At 45.1% G+C, this 18,213-nt stretch carries 19 protein-coding genes; 1 reads left to right on the top strand and 18 read right to left on the bottom strand.

Annotated features, from left to right (window positions below; translation table 11 throughout):
- Window positions 1–522: 522 nt before the first annotated feature.
- The 5 genes from IM507_RS01605 to IM507_RS01620 all read right to left on the bottom strand — a co-directional run bounded on the left by IM507_RS01605 (window position 523) and on the right by IM507_RS01620 (window position 4,860).
- Window positions 523–729: a hypothetical protein gene (locus IM507_RS01605; RefSeq protein ID WP_287636410.1), complete on the bottom strand. Its 207-nt coding sequence runs from the start codon at window positions 727–729 to the stop codon at window positions 523–525.
- Window positions 730–935: 206 nt separating this feature from the next.
- Entirely contained in the window at window positions 936–1,337 is a 402-nt protein-coding gene (locus IM507_RS01610; protein ID WP_287636411.1) for a hypothetical protein, read from the bottom strand.
- A gap of 91 nt (window positions 1,338–1,428) precedes the next feature.
- A complete protein-coding gene (locus IM507_RS01615; RefSeq protein ID WP_287636412.1) occupies window positions 1,429–1,755 on the bottom strand; it encodes a hypothetical protein in 327 nt (108 codons plus the stop codon).
- A gap of 406 nt (window positions 1,756–2,161) precedes the next feature.
- Complete coding sequence (locus IM507_RS23395) at window positions 2,162–3,340, bottom strand: ATP-dependent DNA helicase (protein WP_353847167.1); 1,179 nt, start codon at window positions 3,338–3,340, stop codon at window positions 2,162–2,164.
- A 1,253-nt stretch (window positions 3,341–4,593) separates the two neighbouring features.
- Window positions 4,594–4,860 carry a hypothetical protein gene (locus IM507_RS01620; protein WP_287636413.1) on the bottom strand — a complete coding sequence of 89 codons (267 nt, stop codon included), beginning with the start codon at window positions 4,858–4,860 and terminating at the stop codon, window positions 4,594–4,596.
- 211 nt (window positions 4,861–5,071) lie between these two features.
- Between IM507_RS01620 and IM507_RS23400 the strand changes: the two genes are divergently transcribed.
- Window positions 5,072–5,335: a DUF6321 domain-containing protein gene (locus tag IM507_RS23400; protein WP_353847168.1), complete on the top strand. Its 264-nt coding sequence runs from the start codon at window positions 5,072–5,074 to the stop codon at window positions 5,333–5,335.
- A 13-nt stretch (window positions 5,336–5,348) separates the two neighbouring features.
- On the opposite strand, the gene IM507_RS01625 is transcribed toward IM507_RS23400, so the two are convergent.
- From IM507_RS01625 to IM507_RS01680, 13 genes are all read right to left on the bottom strand, one after another.
- The gene (locus IM507_RS01625) at window positions 5,349–6,791 is read right to left on the bottom strand and encodes a DEAD/DEAH box helicase (RefSeq protein WP_353847870.1); all 1,443 of its coding nucleotides are present in this window, start codon (window positions 6,789–6,791) and stop codon (window positions 5,349–5,351) included.
- Complete coding sequence (locus tag IM507_RS01630; RefSeq protein WP_287636414.1) at window positions 6,788–7,954, bottom strand: hypothetical protein; 1,167 nt, start codon at window positions 7,952–7,954, stop codon at window positions 6,788–6,790. Before IM507_RS01630 ends, IM507_RS01625 begins: the two co-directional genes overlap by 4 nt.
- Window positions 7,955–8,062: 108 nt before the next feature.
- Window positions 8,063–8,407, bottom strand: coding sequence for a hypothetical protein (locus IM507_RS01635; protein WP_287636415.1), 345 nt, complete (start codon window positions 8,405–8,407; stop codon window positions 8,063–8,065).
- 329 nt (window positions 8,408–8,736) lie between these two features.
- A complete protein-coding gene (locus tag IM507_RS23405) occupies window positions 8,737–9,828 on the bottom strand; it encodes a hypothetical protein (RefSeq protein WP_353847871.1) in 1,092 nt (363 codons plus the stop codon).
- A 168-nt stretch (window positions 9,829–9,996) separates the two neighbouring features.
- A complete protein-coding gene (locus IM507_RS01640) occupies window positions 9,997–10,260 on the bottom strand; it encodes a hypothetical protein (RefSeq protein WP_287636416.1) in 264 nt (87 codons plus the stop codon).
- Window positions 10,244–10,840, bottom strand: coding sequence for a uracil-DNA glycosylase family protein (locus IM507_RS01645; RefSeq protein WP_287636417.1), 597 nt, complete (start codon window positions 10,838–10,840; stop codon window positions 10,244–10,246). Before IM507_RS01645 ends, IM507_RS01640 begins: the two co-directional genes overlap by 17 nt.
- A gap of 162 nt (window positions 10,841–11,002) precedes the next feature.
- Window positions 11,003–12,088, bottom strand: a complete 1,086-nt coding sequence (locus IM507_RS01650) for a DUF6745 domain-containing protein (protein ID WP_287636418.1) — start codon at window positions 12,086–12,088, stop codon at window positions 11,003–11,005.
- An 84-nt stretch (window positions 12,089–12,172) separates the two neighbouring features.
- Window positions 12,173–12,547 carry a hypothetical protein gene (locus IM507_RS01655; protein ID WP_287636419.1) on the bottom strand — a complete coding sequence of 125 codons (375 nt, stop codon included), beginning with the start codon at window positions 12,545–12,547 and terminating at the stop codon, window positions 12,173–12,175.
- Window positions 12,548–13,702: 1,155 nt separating this feature from the next.
- A complete protein-coding gene (locus IM507_RS01660) occupies window positions 13,703–14,218 on the bottom strand; it encodes a hypothetical protein (RefSeq protein ID WP_287636420.1) in 516 nt (171 codons plus the stop codon).
- 38 nt (window positions 14,219–14,256) lie between these two features.
- Window positions 14,257–15,219, bottom strand: coding sequence for a DNA polymerase (locus tag IM507_RS01665; RefSeq protein WP_353847873.1), 963 nt, complete (start codon window positions 15,217–15,219; stop codon window positions 14,257–14,259).
- 116 nt (window positions 15,220–15,335) lie between these two features.
- On the bottom strand, window positions 15,336–16,610 hold the full coding sequence (locus tag IM507_RS01670) for a hypothetical protein (RefSeq protein WP_287636422.1): 1,275 nt from the start codon (window positions 16,608–16,610) through the stop codon (window positions 15,336–15,338).
- The gene (locus IM507_RS01675) at window positions 16,607–17,254 is read right to left on the bottom strand and encodes a dUTP diphosphatase (protein ID WP_287636423.1); all 648 of its coding nucleotides are present in this window, start codon (window positions 17,252–17,254) and stop codon (window positions 16,607–16,609) included. The genes IM507_RS01670 and IM507_RS01675 overlap by 4 nt, the downstream gene beginning before the upstream one ends.
- Before the next feature lie 264 nt (window positions 17,255–17,518).
- The gene (locus IM507_RS01680; protein ID WP_287636425.1) at window positions 17,519–18,190 is read right to left on the bottom strand and encodes a PhoH family protein; all 672 of its coding nucleotides are present in this window, start codon (window positions 18,188–18,190) and stop codon (window positions 17,519–17,521) included.
- Window positions 18,191–18,213 lie beyond the last annotated feature (23 nt).

An 18,213-nucleotide genomic window follows, 5' to 3' on the forward strand; every position in this document is an offset into this window, starting at 1 on the left:
ACCGGCGGGTCAGCAGCAGGTATATTTAACTCATTACGTGAAGGACAATCGTTAATAATCTTCATTGAAATAATCGCCCTCACCTAGAAAGTCATATAACAAAAAATACTACCCCACGACAGACTATAGTAAAATATAGCAAGTTCTCTAGAATTATAAGGATAGAAGCTATAATATAAATTATTGATATTTACTACTAGCGGAGCAGTGATAAATACAGGTAAACCCCATTCATCATACAGAGCCCAGCATAAATCAATTGTTTTCATCGAAATAATCATCCTCACCTAAAATATCAATATACCAGTCTATGTTAAAGAGCGCTGATAAAAACGCAGGTTATAATAAAACAAGTCGATAGAAAAATATAACTTGTCTAATTCAAGAGTATAGGCCCCAATTATACTTTCATAGAACCATGTATAATATAAATTATCGCCGTTTGCTAGAATCGCCGGGTCAGTAATAGATCCAGATATAGACATATGTGGACCCCAATTACTACTAAGCCAACCATTACAATTAATCTTCTTCATAGAGATAATCATTCTCATCTGGCGATAGTTTACGATAAAACCAAGCAAGCCCTTCATTATTATAAGTATGAAACTTATAGTATAAACTATGACCACTTGTTATCAGAGGATCAGTAATAGGTACAAGTTCACCCCAATATGGAGCCCATCTAGTATTACGAGGAGCCCAACCGTTACAATTGATAATCTTCATCGAAATAACCGTCCTCATCTAGAATCTTATATACATTTCCTGCCAGTTTATAATAAAACTTAGCGGGCCCCCCAGCATTATAAACGTAGAAGCTATAGTATAAACTATCACCGTTTGCTAAAATTGGTAGGTTAGTAATAGGTATAGGCGCAGCCCATTCATGATACGGTGCCCATTCATGATTATGGGGCGCCCAATAATTTGTATTAATCTCTTTCATCAAATGCCTTCTTTTTTACTGGACAAAACAACGACTTTTTCTTATAAGCAACCGCCTTTAAATACACCTCTAGCAAAGCCTCAATGAGAGACTCTTGTCGAGAGACAAAACAACGCGAAGTCTTCACACTAACTGTCACAGTATAACTATTAGGTAATCGTTGAATAACCCAACCATAGCCAAAGCTATCTAGTCGCATTTGAAAAAAATAGATCAACTTAGCAAGCGACCCCCGATCTAACAAAAAGGGATCAGGATCAGAGGTAGAAATAGAAATCCAATCACCCCAAGATAGTTGGATAAAAAAGGTATTCCGAAAAGTACCCGCTCCATACCCACAAATGTGAGGCTCAGACTTGACCCAATCGTGCAAAAATTCAGTAAGCATTTATACCCTCCGTATAGACGACAATATATTGTACTACATACTGTTATTTCAAGACAACTGGAATAACAGTATAACTAATTATTCTTACCAATTAAAATTGTTGAATAATAACGCCCCCCTCAAATTTAATTACTGTTGTTTTGTCTTCTAGATAAGTAATAGCAGATGACTCTACATCATCTTCATCCTCATCATCTTCTGGTATAAAGCCATAATGTTCGGCCGCTTCTAGTGCGCTAGAGTATTCTGAATATTCACACCGAATAGCGACTCTATCAAACGCGATAGATTCACCAAGGCTATCCTCTAAATCTTCTAGATACTCAACTAAAGCCTCAGCGCCCGACCATGACCAATCAGTATTATCATCCTCTTTGAGTAGCTTGATTGCTTCATCGGTGCTTATATTTTGATGCATTTTATTTTTCCCTTAAACTAACAATAGCGAATAACCAAAGTATATCTAACAAGTACCGAAAACTAGCCCCCCTACACTTTGGCAAGGGGGCTATTAATAGATAAAAGGTTCTACCTCACAGTAGTTCACCCATTGTTATCAAATAGGTTTCTATAGGCTTGGTATACGGCATCAGGTGCCTCCTCGTCACTGTATTGTTGAGCCGACTTGTATATAGATAAGATGCTCAATAGATTAGGGTGGTAGTTAGGGATAATACAATAACCACCCTTAATCCATCTAACACACGCGAGACGGCGAGTGCCGTAAAACCAGCAGAAGATTTCGTCGCCAAGAGTCGTACAAGATTGATATGGTTCGCGGAAGTCAGATATACGCCCCCGCAAGTATCTAAGTAAATCGAACATTATGATTTAGTACCTAACTGATTATAGAATTTAAGGATAGAGGGCTCTATATAGCAACTATCACAGAAGGTGGATCGTGTACCTATTAGGCGGAGGCCGCTATAGTGACGTACACGACTAAGAATAGTATAGAGGCCCCCGCTGAGCCAACGTAAATTATTGAGACGAGCCTGTACGTTATTAAGCGTGAGCCCCTGACTACGATGAACAGTGAGGGCATAGCCCAGTCTAACGGGTAAGTAGTGACAGCGGCCCAATAGTTTGTTAGTGCCGAGCTCCTTATTATCTCGTGTCACGTACTCAATGATAGTCTCTTGACCGGTACGTTCTACTGTCACCAGTATAGTATTAGTCATGAGCTCCTTGACTATAGCGATATCGCCATTAGCGTAGCAAGGAAGTTTATTACGAAGTAAAATAACGCGCGCGCCTTTCCTCAGCTCTACTGATTCGGGTATTTGGCTCCACTCAGGAGCGGCCCTCTCCCCCTTCGGTATAACGTAGTTCTTAGTATAGAGGCGACTAGGCCCTTCTAGTTGTGCTAGGTGCACGGCGTTATATCTATCTACACTATCATTAGTAGTCAGGATAGTAGTGCCTGCGTAGTTATCATCGATCTGATTGACAAACTCTACATTATCCATGAACCAATCTACTGCTTCCTGAGGCCGCCCTTCTCTTACGCTAGTCAGTGCCTGTATAAAGCCGGGGTCACTCTGGCGCCTGACCTCTCGTAAGTACTGTATATCGAAGCTCTGCAGGCAGTCTGTTTGATAGACTGGCGTGCTGGTGACCTTCTTATCTGGTACTAGTGGTAACTGACAGAAGTCCCCCACGAGTAGGAGATTCATATTTATGCTACTCTTCTCCATTACGTGATGGATAATAGTTAGTTGCGGGCCATGTAGCATACTGATCTCATCTATGACTAGAGTATCGAAGAGATTAGATATAGCCCGTAGCTTAGTGGCCAGCGCTCCACTGGAAGCAGCGCGTAATAGACTAGTAGTATCAAAGAACTGGAGGGCCGCGTGAATAGTAGTACCGCCTGCATTAATAGCGCTCACACCAGTACTACTAGTGATGAGAGCCTTACTTAAACTCTGTATGTATGTTGTCTTACCACTCCCTGCCGGACCCAGCAGCATCTGATAGGGGCCGTTGAACGTTATCTGCATCTAATCTCCGTATAGTCCTAATTGTTTTACTCCATCGGTCCATCTCGTATTCGAGATAGATAATCAACTCGGCCCGCGCGGATTTCAAATGCTTATGACTATGAGGAGTACTAACATCACACCGCTCAATAACTGATAGGTGTCCCTTCCGTCTTACTAGATAGTTACCATAACCTGTTACACTAGCGGGCTTAATAGCACGGGCTACGCGGATACTGGCCTTATAATCTGCGCGCCCCTTCTTCAGGTAATTGAGTAATCTACTCTGCTGCGTCATAAAACTTAGACTAGATTGTCTATCATGCGCCACGGCCGCGAGATAATCAGTCACACCTATATAAGAATCGGGGCCCTTATATATAACGTAGTACCACGGTCTATTATCTAGAATTGACATAAATCTTAAGCAATCTCTCTAGTGCTTTCTTCAAGTCTGATACTTTCTGGTAGTTATTAACTATGTCTATATAATGAACGCCCGCCCCATTAAGGCGAGCCAGACGGTCTTTAATAGCCTGATAGTTAACATCACTACTCAGTACCTGCTCAGACGAGCGGCTTATATTGATTACTATACAACATCTATTAATCAATGTAGATAGCATACTCTCTATTACCTCTACCTCCTCCAGGTTGCGTAGGGACAATAGAACAGTAGGTATACCCTTGCTGATATGGCGCCGTATCTCAGTCCGCATCATACGACTAGAGAAGTAGGGGTCATTCTCTCTCATGAAGTGATAGAGATTAACCATGAATTGATTCATGGTTATATTCATACCATTGGGCGTATACTTCTTGTATACTGTTGTATCGAGGGCCCCCTCTGGCAATTCATAGTATTTCTCTGTGAAGCGCTTCCACGGAGCTATAGGATGGATCTCCTGTACCCCCAGTAACTTAGATAAACACTTAGAGGCTTCAGTCTTACCTGAGCCACTTAGACCATGAATAATAATAAAGAACATAAGTAGTCATGCAAGGATTGACAATTTTAGAAGTCTCTGATAAAATTGAAATACTAGAGTAGCTTGGTAGCTAAAGGCTGAAACGTAGCCTTCAACCGAAAAGGGACTTAATGCAAAAAATACCTTTGTTTTTTGTTTCAAAACTGAAATTTGCGAATCCACCGAACTTGGCAAAGATTGAGTGAGGGAAGGGCGTTTCGTCAGGAGTAGATTTAATTAAGTTTTGCGGGTTCAATTCCCGTCTCTAGGTTTCAATCCCTAATAAAGCTTAAGCCTAATTGCTTCTTAATCATCCCCCCAGTCCAGATAGTATTGCAAATAAACAGCTTGTCGCTCGATAGCTTCCTTCTCAAGCTTTTCAACTTCTTCGTCATCGAAGTCGTGGTCCCAAATTAGAGAATCAAGAAACTGGTCTTCTTTCTCTATAAACAATTCCTTCTTAACCATAAAATCTTGGCAACCATAAGACATCCCTCCGCTTTTCCCTATAAAAATAAGCGCATTGTCTTCAACGGTCGCCAAAAACTCTTTTAATTGTTTTGCAGTAATCACTTTGTGTCTCCTAAATAAAAAGTTATCTTATCAATATTCGGATTGGGAATCTACCATAATTCAATCAGTTTCAATCTCTAGTAGGGTTTAAAACTAATACACAATAACACCTACTATTAACCAATTACGTTGAGTATGATAATGGTGAATCTCAATCCCTAGTAGGGTTTGAGATTAATTCTAACACAATTTCTAATGTCTGTTAATAACTATGGCTAAGAAGAAGAGCTTCACTTTTAAGAAAGAGCACAAGGATCCGGACGGAGGGCTAACAGCTAAGGGCCGCGCTGATTACAATCGCGCTACTGGCTCTAACCTGAAGCCCCCTGCTCCTAATCCCAAGAACAAGACGGATGCGGCCCGCCGTAAGAGCTTCTGTGCGCGTAGCGCAGGCCAGGCGGATATGCACGATATAGACTGTCGCAAGACACCTAACAAGCGCTTATGCAAGGCTCGCAGAGCATGGGCATGTTAGGACAGCGCTAGTGTCAAGTAGTGAATACAGTGACGTGATCACCGCCGTATGTATCAGTGGCTATTCTAATACGCGCCTCACTCTGAGAGTGGAACCAGCCCTGTGGATCCACGAAGTCAATTATAGGTGGGTTACGCTTACCTTCTTTAATGCGTAAGGCCCGGCCCACCTTTTGAATCATAGATACACCGTCTACTCCTCCCTTACCCCCGGCGGCCATGATTATACCACCAATAGAGCGTATGCTCACACCTAGGCTCAAGATACCCTCACTGGCTATAGCGCCAGATATAGAGCCCGCTGACAGCTGGTCTAGTACGTCGGTTATGTTAGTACTCTTACCATGAATAATGGGTAGAGATGTGCCCAGCGCCTCTAGCTCAGTCAGTACGTTAAGAGCCTGACTAGCAGGATTCTTCTTCTTACTAGTAGTACCTACCTTACGTACTAGGATGAGCACAGGCCCATAGCCTTCATTTATCAGTCGGCATGCGTGCTTCGCTATAAGGGCATTGCGGGCCCTATTATTAACTATGACGCTATCGTATAGCTGATTATAGAGCCATGGTGTAAAGGGCTTATTGAATGAGCCGTGCGTTACTGCACCGGGAGGAGCTGGATAGAACTCGAACTTAGGTTGCATAATGACGCCGCTCTCGATGAGAGTAGTCTCTTGATACTCTGCGAGAAGGGGGCCGAATATAGCCTCCATCATCTTAGGGCGAGTAGGTGTAGCAGTCATGCCAATCTTATAACGCGCGTTGACTAATGCTAGAGCAGTAGTGATACCACTTGCATTCATATAGGTATGCGCCTCATCGAATACAGCGACCTCAATACCAGAGAGCCACTCTATATAGCGTCTATCGCCCCGTTTAATACGCTCATAGAGAGTATCTACGGTAGCGATAGTCGTAGCTCTAATATCATCATTACCATCTCCTACTAACCCAGGAGAGAGGTCCGCCCACTCCTGCACATCCTCCGCCATCTGGTAGAGTAGACGTACGGTAGGTACTACTATGAGTCGGCGGGCCTCGAAGTACTTCATCAGCGTAGCAATAACAGCGCTCTTCCCATAACCAGTAGCAGCCCGCACGTAACCCCGGTAGCCTCGTAATACGCTAGCTACTGCCTCTCGTTGGTCGAGGCGTAGTCTAGCGTCTATAACAGGATCGAGTAGAGTTGGTCGGGGGGGCAATTCTAGAGTAGCAGTATGGCCGGCCCGTTGTAATAACTCCATATAGAGAGGGAGGAGGCCCGCCAATAAGCGATAGCCCCCTCGCTCATCTGGATAATAGAGAGGGTAATGAGCAGGTATAGCTAGTGGTTCAATAGGAAGAATACCCGCTATAGAGCGGGCTTCTTCTACGTCTAGCACTGCACAGAGATGTCTATGACAGCCTGGCAGTAGTTCTGGTATATAGGCCCAGTTACCATCTACTCGTATTATCATTCGGCCCAGGGGTTCCCATTAATCTCAATTGTTTCTTCTTCTACAATTTCCGCAACACACAGGCCAACACTCTTTGTGTTGCTGAAGTCACCCTCATTAAGAACATTAATCTCACCAGCAGGATTAATCTGCTGCCAGTACTTGCGTGCTGCCTTAATAGCCCCTAAGTCAGGAATCTCCTTAACTGCGAAGTTTAGTGATGCCTTGGGGTTCTTATCTTCTGGATTAGGCGGCACGATACTAATGATAATAGTCTGAAAATAAGGACTCATCTTCATTGCAATAGTATCGCGTTTGCCAACAGGGGCATTAGTGAGGTCCTTGCTGTGCTTGTAGATGAGATTATTGACCATGGCTTCATAACCAACACTAGTCCACTGTTTAGTTGAGGCATCCCAGATACCACGGCGAGTAGACTTTGCCTTGAGGGGAATAATTAGGATGAAGCCTGTATCATCCATGAGTTCCTTCACTGTATAATCAATAAAAGTAGATGTGACCTTACCTCCCTTATTGGACAATACACGACTGGTGAAGCCTGTAACATAGAAGATAAGCTGACCCGTCGGGCTACAGGTAACAGGGCGCTCCTTACCTTCTACCTCTTGACTATGCAGGCCTGCGCGAATACATTCACTACAGGTCATGCCCTTCTTACCAACTAGACCTAGCTTATCGACAATAGGTAGAGGGCGATTAGGTGGATCTCCATATTCAGTTACGCCCTTGAGACATACGTTCTCAGGGAGGGCCTGGATTAACTTAATACTACCATCAGGATAGGTACGCTTATATCCCACACTATTACAGAAGCGCACATATTTACTATTAGCTTCATCCCAATAGCTATGGTCTAACTGCGCCTGATGCTGTAGTACCACGCCCTGTAACCGTACAATCACACCATTCACGCCCTCGAATTGTTCGAATAACTTCTGGTCATCCTGGCCTGGGTAGGCCCAGCGCATCTCTTGGCTATCTTGATAACTAGCGCTATTAAGACGGCGGACGACAACATCCTTAGGCAACGAGGTAAAGTATGTATTGAGACTACTCTTCGATGTATTGACATCAATACTATCAGTGATGGTATTGATATCAATGTTCAATTCAGCAGCTAAATCAAGATAATCGTTATCGACATTAAGTAATAAATCAGACATATTCGTGTAGTTGTATGTGGTGTATATCTGGTTTAGGTGGACCAGTAACCTTATAGACACGACTAATCGATGCGATAGCCGTAGTTATGTGAGCCAGCGTTCGTTATCCTAGTTCAGTAGTGTATCAAGAAAGGCGAGGTCGTCTTCTGATGGGGTGGGCCCCACTCTAGCTATCCACTCCTCCAGCGCTAGTGCCAGCCAGGTAGAGCGCGGACCGCCGGCTCTAACACAGGCAGCTACTCTCTCTATAGCAACGCCGATACTATCAGTGCGACTATTAGACATCAATGCTACATATACCTCACTATCTAGGTTAAGTAGATGACGGGCCCCGCGACCCAGGCGTACTCGATTACTGCGATTACTAGACCCGACCCAATCTGCTGGCTTACCAGTCTCCTTATAGAGCAGGCTGAGTATTAATAGCTCTGCTCCCAGGCGACGAGGGGCCATATGATAGGCCCGCCATAGATTAAGGCGCCCCTGCTGTGTGAGTACGCCCCCTACCTTATTCAGGATAGCCTGATACTGATTGGGGTCTACCTCATATATTGTACCGCGAGCGGCCCATGTAGCTGGTATCCTATCGAAGACGAGATAGGCAGTGTTACCATCTACCTGTGTTACATGATCAATAGTAGGGGGCCCCTCCCATATAACCACCACTGGCTCTAGGAAATTACCCCACTCGAGACAGGACGCATCGTGTCCTACTAGAGGAGTAATACCCTGCTGCCGCAAGTGATAGTTGAGTAGAGTGACAGGTGTAGTAGTCAGGTATATCACTGCAGCCACCTCAGTCCCGTACCTCGAGTTAATAGCAGGGGTACGGGGGGCACCACACTAGTACCCAGATGGGCTAGTAGAACAGCCTCCAGTGGGTACGACTTATTACCCCACCAGCGAGCCAGGTCAGCAAGTAATCGTTCTATAGAGGGATTAGGTCCAGTAATTCTATTAATGATATCCTCCACTAGAAGGCCTGCGATTACCTCCCCATTAATGTCGAGTTGCCACATCTTGATATAAGCGCGGACGGTTCCCACATCACTGAGAGCCAGAGCGCTCCAGAATGCAGCTCGGCCCTCTACAGTAGCGCCACCTGCCAGTTCATCATAAACTAGGTCGTAGGTGATATTTTCTACTGTATTAACTAGTAATAGTCGTTCTAGAAGAGACCACGCTCTACCAGCGCTACCGGCCAGTTTAACGAGGGCCTGAGCTGCCTCTAGCTCTATGTTCATTATATCACAAATACGCCCTGCCATGTCATCAATGGGGGGATTAGATAGCGGTACCTCTAAGCAGCGGCGCTCTATGGCCTGGCTTGTCACCTTATTAGCCATTAGCTTTTGCTTATCCATAGTGCATAGGATCCAACTGGTATGATTGGGTCCGAACTCAATGGCCTCTAGTAATAGAGATGCCAGCTCAGGGCTGATACGTTGAAATTCATCGAGGATGATGAACTGGCGATACTGATCTTCTCTATCCCCTACTATTACGGGACTGGCATAGGCTATATCCAAGTAGCGCTCTATATGAGGCCGGGCCTCAGTAGGGCTACTAATAGTATAATGATAGATGTTAGTAGTATCGGTACCCAGACATACGGGACACACACCGCAGCCCTCCCAGCTACCGGGCTCACGGTTAGGGCAGAGAGTACTACGAGCATATAGTAGGGCTAGTGTAGTCTTACCGCAACCAGGCGGGCCCCACATTAACATATTCCCCGCCGAGTAAACATTATTACCTGCCGAGCTATGTAGATTTCTGCTGATAAGAGCCTTAACTAGCGAGATGGCCAATCCGCCACCTACATAGTCAGCTAGTCGGCGGGGCCTATGTTCATTAGATAGGCTATTAGTCATAGGGGCGCACACAGATAATACATACTAGGGTAAAGACTATGACGGCAATTGTACCTATCTCCAGAAGAGTGAACCCCTGTTTAGCAAGGTCAATAGTACGTTCAGTAAGACCATAGACGGCCCCAATTAATAGATACCAGTGCGCTAGATTCTTAGTATTCATATAAACTAAACGATAATAGTGATGTGTCCTTCTTGAGAATTATCGGGCAGTAGATTGCGCGCAATACTCCAGATCAACTTAGTCTCCTCGATATTAAAATTAGCGGATATCATGTACGTGTCAGTAACGTCAGAGTTATAGAGAGGCGCTAGGAGACAGGGTTGATTATTATCATGCCAATAGTAGACGACGATACTCTTGATACTCAGAGAGCGCAATTTATTGAATAAGGTGGCCCGCTCTGTGACATGTTTATTTTGTGTTTGCATAGTTCAGTATCTCTTGCTTGATGATATTTATATCCTTCTTGAAGTGCCACATCATACTACCTACAGGGACGGGGTTCCACATACGAGTCTTAACTACCTTGTCGATGTCGCTATCTCGCAGGCTTTTCTTACTGCGAAGTAGGGCCTCGAGGTCACGTTTAACATCCTCTTCATCTATAGTAGTCTTATAGAAGACACCTCTCTCTACCTCTATTGGATTAAACGTAGTTACAGTAGGATGGCCCCGCCAGTTATAGACAGCCCCTCTGTAATTGGCTATAGTGGCGTCGAGGCCGTGTATGGCCTTAACTGCTTCGCTACCTGCTAGTAATAGAGGTACGCCAGTCGGTAGTGCTGTGAGCTCAGGGAGTAGCCAGGTATCCCGACAGCGGGAGCGATGAATATCCTTAACTGTCTTGTCTCGAGGGGAGCACTTTATAGCATTAGTAAAATACACTAGCTCATTAATGGGGGGCCCATCCCACGTGGGGTCACACTCTATAGCCCAATATAAGCAACGCCGGAGGAAGGCCCCGGCACCACTAATATCCTCATTGTTAGTGCCGGGAGCGAGGCTCATCTTAGTGGCCTCCTCCCGTTTACCAGGATAGGCTGAGATAGCTACTAGTATTACATCCTTAATAGGTCTCTCAGACTGACCACTCACTGCCTGCCTAGTAGATAGACTACATACGGTACACTGCGGGTTGAATTGTACGGCTCGATATAGCGCTGTCATGCATTAAGTCTGAATTTCGAAGCTTTCGGGGTCTATGCCATTATTGAATTCGATTACAGCTTCGCGGGCTGAGGTATGCTTGGGATCAACACGTACCGCATGGTAGTGATTAGTGCTAGGGCAACGCATGGTTAGAATATGCGCGTCCTCGCCACCGAAGTCACCACGGATGATGTGTAACTCGTATTCATTACCGTAACCTACGTAGCTAATAGTATTATAGGTGCTGATGATCTCACTATCCAAGCGCGATAGAATATTCTCGTAGCCCAGCGCCTCAATGAGGATACGGCGGTGCTCAGAGTTCATGCCCTTCTCATCATCAAGTAACCACTTGGGATCCCAGGTGGAGCTATGACACTGCATGAAGGCCGGTAACGGGGTACCGTGCCATAACCATAATTCAACACCATCAGAGAACTTAATCGCGGGCTCACCATCGCAATGAATATCACCGTCCAGAGTATAATGTACCTTGGGCCGCTCACATACAATACATAACTCCTCATAGGTGTATACCCACGATAAGTTCTCAGCAATGAGCATATACTTATCGTAATCCTCCATAGTCGCGCCGAGTACCTCGACGCTGAAGTTAGCGAATGCAGCAAAGCTCATACGACACTCGTAAGAGAAGTGACCATTAGCAATATAATTGCTACACTCCTTATCCTTAATAGGATCAATGGGGCCCCGCTCTGCAACGTAAGCATCGACGAGTTTCTGGAGTACAGCCTCGTTCTTAGGAGTAGCGGGCTTACGCTTAAAGAACTCCTTGATTAATGTGAGTTCAGTCTTAGTAAACTTAGTTTTAGTCTTCTTACCCTTAACGATACTCTGTTCTTCCTCCTCAGCCTTAGTGATAAGAGCAATAATACTGGCTGCCATGATGGGCGAGCTAGTGAAGATAGTACGCGGACAGTCGAGATCTCCTAAGTCACAGTGTTTGTTGAGTAGGGCATATAGTTCAGTAACTGCCTGGCGGGCTAGGGCCTTATCAAAGGGGCGATCCACCATACGGATCCAGCGCTCCTTGTAGGTAGGAATTAGCTTTTCATGTTCTGGAGTTAATTCAAGATAGGTAGACATTTTCTTATGTTCTGTAGTTAATGGTCTATAAACAATAGAAGGCCAGCACTAGGCTGGCCACGGTAGAGGTTGCAGAAATTAATACTAGTCAGCTACAGAGCGAAAACCAGAAGGAGTATACTCTTGCTGAATACCGATCTCGTAGAGCCCCCGCTTAAAGATAATGGGACCGTGTTCTTCGTGCTGAAGACGGGCCGTACTAGCATTTACGCGGAGGTACAGAGTACCACTGTCATCAATACGGAAGAGTTCAGCAGCCTTATGTTCACCAATGATTGCATTGTTAGTATCTGTTTCAATAGGAACAACCTGATGTTTATGGCCAGTGACTTCACCGTATGCTAAGACAGTATTATCAATACGAGTAGCTTTCGATAAGTCGATGCTGTCTTCTGAAATACGTCTGATAAGTACGTCACCTTGACGAGCGAATTTACTGAAAGTAGGAATAGTAGACATTGATTATAACTCCGAGAACTTATTGACCCCACAGACTGGGGATATTGACATTAACCTAGTTTTTATTAAACCGGGTTGACTAGAAACCCGGGCTGTTACCTTACTACGGTAACATTCTCAGTGAGTAGAGCTCTAGTAGATAAGCTATTAACCTCCTTCTCTAGGAGAAGTATAGATATAGCCTTATCTCCTATTATAAAGGCTCTAACAGTAAGTTGGATAGGCCCCTCTCCTCGTAGGACTGTTGTAAGATCACAGGCCCGCAGATTAATAGAGGCCTCACCAGTAACAGTGCACGGTATAGAGGCGGGCTCCCCTGCACCCTGCACTAATAGATTATTATTAGTGAAGTGCAGTTGTATAGCCTGACCCACACTGGCTCCTGTACTCTGCCAATTGATAGCGCCTAGTAGTAATCGAGTATCGATTGTAGTTGATGCACGGAACTCAGCATCAGGTGCTCTATCGAAGTGGGGTATCTTATCTGCTTCCTTACCGGTGAGTATAGTGAGGGAGCCCCGCGCGCTATCTAATATTAGTCGACGAGGAGCGCGGCCTACTGATAAGGTGAGGGGACTCTCTAGATAAGATACTAACTGAAGCTGACGGGAGGTCAGGTTAGCAGACCAACGAGCAATTGGGTTATCAGCCCACGATACCTGTACATAAGCACTAGCTGCTACACGACGGGTAAGAGAACAGCCATCAGGTGTGATATCCAGACGTATGTGATTCTCCTTACTCTTATAGTCAGTTATGAGACGCATAGCCCCGACTATCAGATTACTCTCTAGTATGCCCTCACTCTCTAGTACCACAGGAGTAGCAGGGGAGCCACTATAGATAGGAGTAGAGTTAGTACCATACGCACCTAGTTTATAGACTATCTTATCCTCTTCTATATCAATAACAAGCGAGGTAGGTGTACCCATACGACAAGTTAGATTAAGGAGGGGCCCGCCAGGTACTAGGATATCTGCATCATCTGCCTGCACTGGTAGTTTGAGTACTAGGCTATGAGAGCCCAGGTGATTACCACTCAGTTGCATTTGTCCTTTACTTATAGTCATACGCACACAAGATGCGTCAGCTCGCGGGCTGTCTTTATCTAGACAGGACACTACTGCCTTTAATGCGACTACGTACTGAGGTACATTAATTTGGGATACCGATACTGTCATTACCGTCGTCATCAGGATCTATATTGAATGAAGAGAAGTCCATGATATCCATATTATCACCGTCGAGGGTAATGCCCTGATTGATTAGAGCTTCTATAGCCTCTCTTCTCTTATCCTTTGCGTAGCTTTCAGTATAGCTATTGAGTACATGCACAGCCCGCCACACTCGACTTAGGAACTTATCCATCTTCTCCTTATTTAACGTAGCGTAGTTAAAGGCGGCCCTGTACTCTAACACTATAGCTACATCATTTGGGTCATGTTTTATATAAGCATAGAGATAACCAAAGTCCAGCACTAGGGCCATATGGTCAGACATAACCAACATATCCACATGACTCATTGGGTTAAACTGTACCCATTCGTAACGAAACTCACCGATACCGGTATCACCTACGATATCCAGATAACTCCTATCATTAATGGCTACCTGCTGGGCAAAATCGTCTGTTAGTGGGAAGTTACTTAATGAAGCCTCGATGGCTTTCATGGGGTTATATAGCCCCAGTAATCGTAATATTTTATCCATTAATGTGACCAATAGCGGTGTATATTTGGCTTAGCCCGACATGGTATATCGGAGTTTAGCACATCCTTAAGTATATAGTTACCTGCGCTTTCCATCTGATGTAATGCAGCAGCGGCATAACGTTGTGCTAACATAAACTCATCGAGCTGCGGACCAGTATAGTAGTCCTGATCCAAGATAGGTACTACTCGAGAGTTATCTACTTGCCATGCCACATAGCCCGGCACTAGTAGATTAATTTCATCGTGAGTAGCGTTGATAATACTAGCCCGCCGTTCTCCTGCATCTATAGTCTCTATGGCCTGTCTTACTCGCGGTAGTGAGATCTTCAGCATCTCACTACCTGAGCTCTGGATAACAGAATTAACTGCCTTTCGCCGCGTAGTACTCTTACCAGCTATACCCTTAGCATTATCCTCATTGACATTGATGAAGCGGCCCATAGCGCTACGAACCCATCGAGTACGGGAACATAGGCTCCCCGTAATCTCAATCCATGTATAGAGGCCATGGAAACCTGTGAAGTATTGCTTGAGTAGACGACCTGCCTCCTTGTCATCACAATTGAGGTCTGCTGCTAAACTACTAGCGCTACCGCCATATATCACCTTGAAGTTCATAATCTTACCCTTCTTCCGCCAGGGTGAGATGACAGGATCATCTGCACTCACAGTCCAGGGCTCGTTTACCATGCGTCGCTCTATATCCTTATTCAGGAACGTACTAGCGACTAGGTGCTGATCTATCTTGGGGTCAGTATAGGCTAGACCCTCAGGCGATAGAGGGAGGGGACGTATACCTCTATGATACTCATCTTCGAGTACGTAAATCTCTGTAATAGCAGAATCCTTACTGAAGGCCCCCGCCAATCTTAATTCTTGACTCGAGAAGTCTACGCTTACCCATGCATAGCCTGGTGGAGCCTGCAGAGCAAAGCGACTATTCATCTTTATTTTCGTCATGCCTATATTGACTGAGGTCTATTACTCTAACCCTACCAGTATTAACATCATATAATAATGCCGTATCCTTCTCAGAGGGATAACGGTTGGCTAGTATACCGCGTAATCGTTTATTACTAATTGTCTTCAAACAAACTATCCTCCTCTATATCTACCATCAGCTCAACATTACTAATTTGTTGTGCATTGAATTTATTAGTATCTCCGCTACTAGAACTACTCATACGACCTGTACTGGTGCCGATGGTCTGGTAACGGGCGTGGACATTACCTGTGCGCGGGTTAATCAGGGCCGCCCAGTTAGTACTAACCATCTTAGTCAGCTTCTTATATCGCAGTAGATCTGATATAACCTGAATACCCAGGTCGCGTATACCCTCCTCACTAGTAGCGCTATCCTCGTCATCCTCGCTATCTAGTTCTCGCAGCACTGTTTCTAGTGTCTTCTGCTGCAGATTATCTAGCTCAACGGGTAGGAGCTTCTGGATACGACTCACTAGGGCAGTGGGGTTGTTCAATAGGGCCGTTATCTTATCAGGTACTACTAGAGTCACCTGAGGGGCCCCTGAGTTCCAATCGACTACCTGATCTACACTGAAGTCAAAGTGAGCACTCATACGCAGCTTATAACTATCTAGTTCTGATTGAGCTGTACTCAGAAAGCTACGCATGACATTCATGTTAATGGGCAATCCATTCCATTCCATGCGCGCTATCTCCATAAAGGCGGCCTGGTCTATATCTTCTACTTGGGGCATCTCATAGGTATAGAGTAACTCATTGCGTAGTAGAGCATAGGCCTCTAGCAGGAGGCTAGTGTAATTAGAATTACGAGGGGCCCCTACATCTAGAGCGGCGTACTGTAATTGAGCGGGTGTTAACTCGCCTGACCAGTCACTACTAGCGAGTTCCTTATTCAAAGGAGTATCTAGTATATCACGTACTAGACTACCATAAGAATAGCCTCTAGTACGGCCCGCCTTGAATCCAGTAGCAGCGCCTATCTGCTGAAATAGCACCATAGCGCAGTATATATTATCAGGCCATACGCCCCACGTAGCTTGCGTTACTAGGGCTTCGAAGCGTGCGTTGAAACAGACCTTCCTGACACTACTATCAAGCCATATGTCCCGTATCTCAGTGGGCCAGTCTAGGGCGCGGAGATCAATCACATACGGTATTGCATTACCAGGCCAGTTAATTTGTAGCAGGCGGGCTACTAACGTATGGGGATCCAGTGCACTAGCTTGGGGGCCCCACGTCTCTACATCTGCATAGGTTTCATAGTCCATAGCGAGTAGAGGGCGGCCCTCTAGTTCTAATAGTAGTGCATCTAGCTCCTCTCGAGTAGTGATATACTCTAGGTCAATTAGATCAGTATTAACTCTCATACACCACTCGAGCCGAAGCCGCGAGGGCCCCGCGCAGTAGCACCTAAGTCAACTTCATCTCGTACGAGATAATTAGATAAGTCCCCCATATCAGCTACCAGTTCGAATGTGAATTGGGCAATACGGGCCCCATCACCGAATAGGTGCACATCGTAACCTCTATTCTCTAGTAGCACTAGGATCTCCCCTACGTATGTCTCCATATCATCGAGGCCCGGCGTATTAGCTACACTAATACCATGCTTAGCTAATCCTGAGCGGGGCTGGATACGACCAATACGCACTAGGCGACCTATACCCATCTCCACTAACTTATCTTGAGTTTCTTCAGGTAAACCAGACGAGGTTACATAGAAGCCTGTATGGACAGGGACAGATTGACCTGGCAGCAGGACGTAGAAGCCCTTCTCATCGAGTATGCATGTCTCTAGTGTATCTTTTATATGGTCATGCTCTACGAGACTCCCATTAACGAATAGATTACACTCAGACTCTAACAATACTTTCTGTAATGATAGGTTCTTCAGGAGACTCTCAGCTACGAACTTATACTCTTCTGTGACGCGGGCCTTAAGATCATACCCACCATCCCGACTATTATTCTTAGTAGGGAGATAACGGTCTGCGGTAACGAATGTTTTCATAAAAAAGACCTGTTTAGACAGGTCAGGTAATAAGTAAGAATAAGGATTATATCTAGTGTGAACTATCTCGATATTTACCCATACCGAAGGCTCCCATGGAGGCTGTGGCGAGATCACGAAATATGTTCATTGCCATTTCGATACTCTGTGTCTGCTCTGGACTAATAGGACGATAAGTACTAAAAACAGCAAGAAATAAAGCGCATGAAGCACAAATTAATGCTAGGTAGAATGCAAGAGTAGTATCAGAAATGCGAGGCATAGTTAATAACGCGATAGGACGTGTTGGATAATGGCATGACGTTGAATATCCTCTGGTTCGAAGCGTGTTATAGCTACATCATCAAGGCCCACAAATCTATGTAGTGCATCAGCTAGACCATTAGGTGCGTTAAGCTCTCCTAAATCAGCCTGTCCCAAATCACCTATTACTACTACCTTACTGTTCTCAGCAACACGAGTTAATACTGCCTTGAGCCCATTGATAGATATGTTCTGGGCCTCATCTACTATGATTAGAGAGTTCCGAAAGGAGCGGCCCCGAATGAGGCTAACTACTGTAGGAATAATATGCTCATTCTCAATAGCGGCCTTAGCATCCCCTTCACTCATGAAGGTTATTAGATTATCCAGCACAGGCGCTGCGAGGGGCCATATCTTCTCTAGTAGAGAGCCCTTGAGATAACCGACATCACGCTCATCCTTAACACCAACATTAGGACGTACGTATATAATTCTCTCTAGCCCATTCTCAGGCGCATTAATCATAGCAATAGCAGTATGAAGTGCAAGTAGCGTCTTACCGCATCCTGGCACCCCATCGGCTATGGTTATTGTATTGCGCTTGATGTTCTTAACAAATGCGCGCTGGTTTTCTGTAGCTGGGCGAATGAGAGTATGCGTACGGAAGACGGGGCCTGCGTTGTTTCTTCGCATGATAATGGTTTCAAGACAACCAC

It is taken from the genome of Microcystis sp. M20BS1, from assembly GCF_020245305.1.
GTDB classification, from domain to species: domain Bacteria; phylum Cyanobacteriota; class Cyanobacteriia; order Cyanobacteriales; family Microcystaceae; genus Microcystis; species Microcystis ichthyoblabe_A.